Source organism: Hymenobacter arizonensis (assembly GCF_900115775.1).
Taxonomy (GTDB): domain Bacteria; phylum Bacteroidota; class Bacteroidia; order Cytophagales; family Hymenobacteraceae; genus Hymenobacter; species Hymenobacter arizonensis.
Genome location: NZ_FOXS01000016.1, coordinates 1 through 4,489 on the forward strand (window position 1 = coordinate 1; position 4,489 = coordinate 4,489).

General features: G+C 41.8%; 4 protein-coding genes. 2 read left to right on the top strand and 2 right to left on the bottom strand.

Features of this window, described 5'->3' with window-relative positions; translation table 11 throughout:
• Nucleotides 1-388: 388 nt before the first annotated feature.
• Nucleotides 389-790, top strand: a complete 402-nt coding sequence (locus tag BMZ66_RS24935; RefSeq protein WP_262507626.1) for a transposase — start codon at nucleotides 389-391, stop codon at nucleotides 788-790.
• Nucleotides 747-854 (top strand): IS3 family transposase, encoded by a 108-nt coding sequence (locus BMZ66_RS26580; RefSeq protein WP_143080465.1) that lies wholly within the window; start codon nucleotides 747-749, stop codon nucleotides 852-854. The genes BMZ66_RS24935 and BMZ66_RS26580 overlap by 44 nt, the downstream gene beginning before the upstream one ends.
• A gap of 862 nt (nucleotides 855-1,716) precedes the next feature.
• Here BMZ66_RS26580 and BMZ66_RS24945 read toward each other — a convergent pair.
• Together BMZ66_RS24945 and BMZ66_RS24950 are read right to left on the bottom strand one after the other, a co-directional pair.
• A complete protein-coding gene (locus BMZ66_RS24945; RefSeq protein WP_092679105.1) occupies nucleotides 1,717-2,757 on the bottom strand; it encodes a glycosyltransferase family 2 protein in 1,041 nt (346 codons plus the stop codon).
• Nucleotides 2,758-2,880: 123 nt separating this feature from the next.
• Nucleotides 2,881-3,831 (bottom strand): glycosyltransferase family 2 protein, encoded by a 951-nt coding sequence (locus BMZ66_RS24950; protein WP_092679106.1) that lies wholly within the window; start codon nucleotides 3,829-3,831, stop codon nucleotides 2,881-2,883.
• Nucleotides 3,832-4,489 lie beyond the last annotated feature (658 nt).

Below are 4,489 nucleotides of genomic sequence, written 5' to 3' on the forward strand. Positions count from 1 at the left end.
CGCGTCCACCCCGTAGAGCAGGTCCTCCGCGTCCAGCACCTTGCCCGTCACCGGGATGTAGTCCACCCCCGGCACGATGACCTTGGTCACGTTTGGGATAATAACCTGCTCGAGATGTGCCTCTAGCGTTTCGTTGATGTTCTTATACTTCTGGTCCAACTTCTGCATGGAAATAACGCTATTGATTGCGGCAAAGGTAAAAAAGAATGGTTAAGCAGCCTTGTACGCTTCCCTAACTAGTGAAGCAGTTGGCGGTAGATAAATAATGCATGTGCATAACTCATTGGCTGCCCCGTGAAAAAGTACGAGTCAGCGAAGCGCAAATTGTTGCGATTTTGCAGCAACAATAGAGCAGTCAAAGCGTGATCCAAGTCGTGGGGAGCACGGCCTGAGCCAAGCTACGTTTGACGCCTGGAAAAGCAAGCACGCCAGGACGAGTGTCACCAAGTTGACCCAGCTCAAGCACCTGGAAGAGGAAAACAGGCGGCTCAAGCAGATGTTTGCGGACTTGAGTTTGGAGAAACAAGCGATGGAAGAACATTATGCCAAAGAAGTAGCCAGCCTTGCGGCGCAGCGCCAAGCAGCAGGTCTTAGTAGTAAAAGGCTGGAGTCAGCGGCGGGCGTGTGCGCTGGTAGGCCTATACCGGGGCAGTTGCGCCACCCGGCCAGCAAGTTGAAAAGACGAGCCGATACAGGAAACGCGGCGGGCCTTATTAGGGCAGCATCCGAGCTAAGGCTACTGAAAATTGCACCACTGTCTGCGCAAAAAGGGCCCAACCATCAACCATAAGCGCACTCTGCGCATCTACCGGGCAATGGGTTTGCACCTGACCCGGCGTTTAAAAAGCGTTTGACCGCCCGCGTGAAGCAGCCGTTGATAGTGCCCGAAGCTGCCAACGGGTGTTGGTAGCTCCTTCCTTGCCCTACTGGCGCGACTACCAGCGGTTAAGGTCTGGCTCAGTGTACCCGTGCCGATTTCATCCAGCAGGTACCGCTTCGCCTTGTACTTTAGTAGCAACATTGCTCATGTGCAGCACGCATGACCAGATAAACCGGTTTAAACAGTAACAATGAAGCTTTTCTTTGCTTTGTTGAATGTGATGGTGCACACAAACAGCAGGACCGCCGTGAACAGGGCACTATAACTCAGGTACAGCCGTCTAAAAGAGCCGGAACCCTTCGATGCTTAGCAGGAAGTTTCTACAATAGCACTTATGAGATTGGCCAGAATGAGCCATTTGTACTCGGGCAGAATGCTGGACAAGGGATAGATAACTGTCGTAGCGTACATGGCTAGTTCTGCACTCCGGATGTTAGCAACATGTCGAGGTCGCGGTATTTGGTGGTGAGAGAGCTGAATATCATGCCCACACCAAAGACATCAGGCCGATAATAACCATCGATATGGGCGTAAGCATCATCAGGTAGAATTAACTGTCAGCATCTAAAACTCATATACTCGCCAGAAACTACCGATAAACCGCAGTTGCGTGCAGCCGACATTACTTTATTTGTATAGTAATGAAACCGAGAATATTGTTGCAAATAATTCTTAGTTATTCCTCAAAAATAATCTGTCTACCCGTCGTTAATAATGACACATTCCTAATGGGGATACGAGTGGTCAGCGATGAATCGTGAGTTTTCTACTTTATTCTGCTTTAGTCGTATCAAGAAATTATAATGCGAACCAATAATATGCAGCAAAATCAATACTTAGGATAAAAAAAATTTCCTTCCCTTCCAACCAATTAATCCTTTAAGCAAGAACTTAGCTTTGTCTAAAAATCCAAATGCGCCTGTAACAGGTTTTTTTGGAAAAATGATAAATGACAGATGCATTGGCGTATACTGATTTATATCATTTATAGCATCACGCCAAACATTCTCAAATAGGCGGCGAAACCATAAACTATCATAGGCATTTAACCTTTCGTTTTCATCGGTAATCTTTTGCATTAATTTGAGCATTAGCTTAAGTTCCGTAGTTGTCTGTGGCCGGGCGTCGTAGCGAAGCATCTGGCAGTACAACTCCTGCTCATTTTCAGTAAGGTGGAAGCCCTTATCAATCAATTGAAGCACGCGAACCGCATCCGCATTATTGCGTTGGTTTTGACTCAAGTATGAGCTAACCTGATGAGAATGTACTCTATAGTTTAATAATACTTCTGGTAAGTTGGCCAGTTGTGTTATTTTACTAAAATCATACCATAACTTATAGTCTTCAGCTGGCATAAATTTTTGATTATAACGCAACCCGTAATCTTTAACTAACTTGCTTCTGAACATCACTGTCGGATGCCCCATCGGGCTGTCTCTCAACATGAACTCCCTAATCTGAAAATCTTTTACTGGCAGCTTTATAGTTACTGATTGCGCATCAAATGTAGAGAAAGCAGTTCCACATAAGCCGATTTCCGGCTGTTGTTCCAATAAGGCTACTTGTTGCTCAAAACGGCTAGCTAGTGCAATATCATCAGCATCCATTCGTGCTATATACTTTCCACGAGCAATATCCAAACCATTATTTAAATGGGCTACATAACCGACATTTACACTCGAGTCAATAAAAACAATACGACTATCTAGAATACTTAATATTACATCACGACTCCTATCAGTAGAACCGTCATTGAATACAATCAATTCAAAATCACAAAATGACTGCTCCAGTATACTATTGATTGAATCTTTTACATACAGTTCTGCATTATAAACTGGCATCAAAACGGTGACCAATGGAAAAGCGAATTTCATTTTAATTTTTAATTATATTAAAATTAAAATGAAATTACCAGGCTCATTATTATACATAGTGAATGAGGGACGATTTGTATGCAATATTATATTAAACCCCTATTTTTATTCCTATTACTTTTGTTATAATTGCCATTTAAGATAATTTTTGAGAACCCATTTGTAAGCCCAGGGCTTGAAATGAAATTTATTCCAATAGCCATGGTCGGTTCTAAGTCGGTAAAAAACGTCCCTTGCTGTTGGCAAATCTTTATACTGGTAATCTATACAAAATCTCAACGCTTTACTGCTGATGCCCTTGCTGTGCAACTTAATCAATGTCTTTGGAATACTCACATGTTGAACATATTCCAGTTCGCTCATCCAACTAGAAGTATGATATACACAATCTATTAGGCATTTAGCGATTAGATAAAAAGGACCTGTACTGGCTAAGCCAGCATTTAAAAACATAGGATACACTAGTAACAATTTTTCTTCCGGAGGATTATTCTTTATGAAGTCGAGCGCTTTCGCTCTTTCAATCACATTAGCAGTAATGAACATCAGCCCTCCAGTATTATGGCTCTGCAAAATATTGCTCAACTCCTTTGCCCCTGCATTAATAGTACATATATCTGTATCCAAGTTATAGAACTTAGATTGAACAATACTCCCATCTAGACCCGATATGCAACGATGATTAATGTGAATCAAATTAAGATTTGGGTTTTCGTTAATTGTATTTAAAACAATCGATACTGCATCATCAGCGATAGGGTCGTCGTCGCCAATAAGCCATACATACTTTCCAGCTGCTCTTTTTAAACCAAGCAAACAGTTACCTACTAATCCAACGTTTTCTTCATTTCTAAACACCTTAATTTTATCGCGCAATAAAGCTCCCCATTTCTCACACACTGCGTGTGTCGTATCAGTAGAAGCGTTATCACATACTATAAGCTCTACTTTATCCCACTTGTTGTTTACACTTTTAATTGCCCAAGCAAGTTGATTATCTAAATACTCCCCCCTGTTATATGTAGGGATAACAAGTGAAAGAACCTTCTCGTAAGTTGTCACTACCTTATTCATCGTTCAACAACCTTGTTTTTTACTTTTGCAAGTATTATTTAAGTAAATAAGGCTACACATAATTTCGACACTCAAATAAGCGTGTGTTTTTTTTTATAATTTATTTGGCTATATAAATCTTTTATTAAGTTAAAGTCATTCAAGAGCAGCGAGTAACTTTCAGAAATAACGCCGATGTTATGCAGCTTACCAAAAATCACCCGTAGCACTCGTGGTAATATTTTTATAATAAATTACTCTAATATGTAATGCCAGCTTGGCACTATAAATTCTATTCTACCTTACTCACGTCAATAACGATTGGCTTGAATGACTAAATTTATATGATAGTCATATAGCGAAGCCAACAGGCTGTCGTTTCGGATTGTCTTTTAACTAATGCCTTGACCTAAAACGATTGTAGCCCTGTGCTATTTACTAATGCCACGATGTGATTTCGTTCAAGCACCGCGGATGATGTAGCACGAACTGCATAGTCCATGCCACATCATCCGCGGCACCACTAACTGATAGTTAGTAAAACGCTTCTTTGAAGAATTTTAATACTCTCTATTAAGGAATGCGCGAATAACTTCGACCATGTAGTCGTAGTGCTCCTCGTGGAGCCCGGGCCACACGCCCAGCCAGAACGAGCGGTTCATGACCGTGTCGGTGTTCG

What these genes read in the sequence shown, in the direction of transcription:
- BMZ66_RS24945 (WP_092679105.1), bottom strand. Translation starts at nt 2,757, where the DNA reads ATGAAATTCGCTTTTCCATTGGTCACCGTTTTGATGCCAGTTTATAAT.
- BMZ66_RS24950 (WP_092679106.1), bottom strand. Translation starts at nt 3,831, where the DNA reads ATGAATAAGGTAGTGACAACTTACGAGAAGGTTCTTTCACTTGTTATC.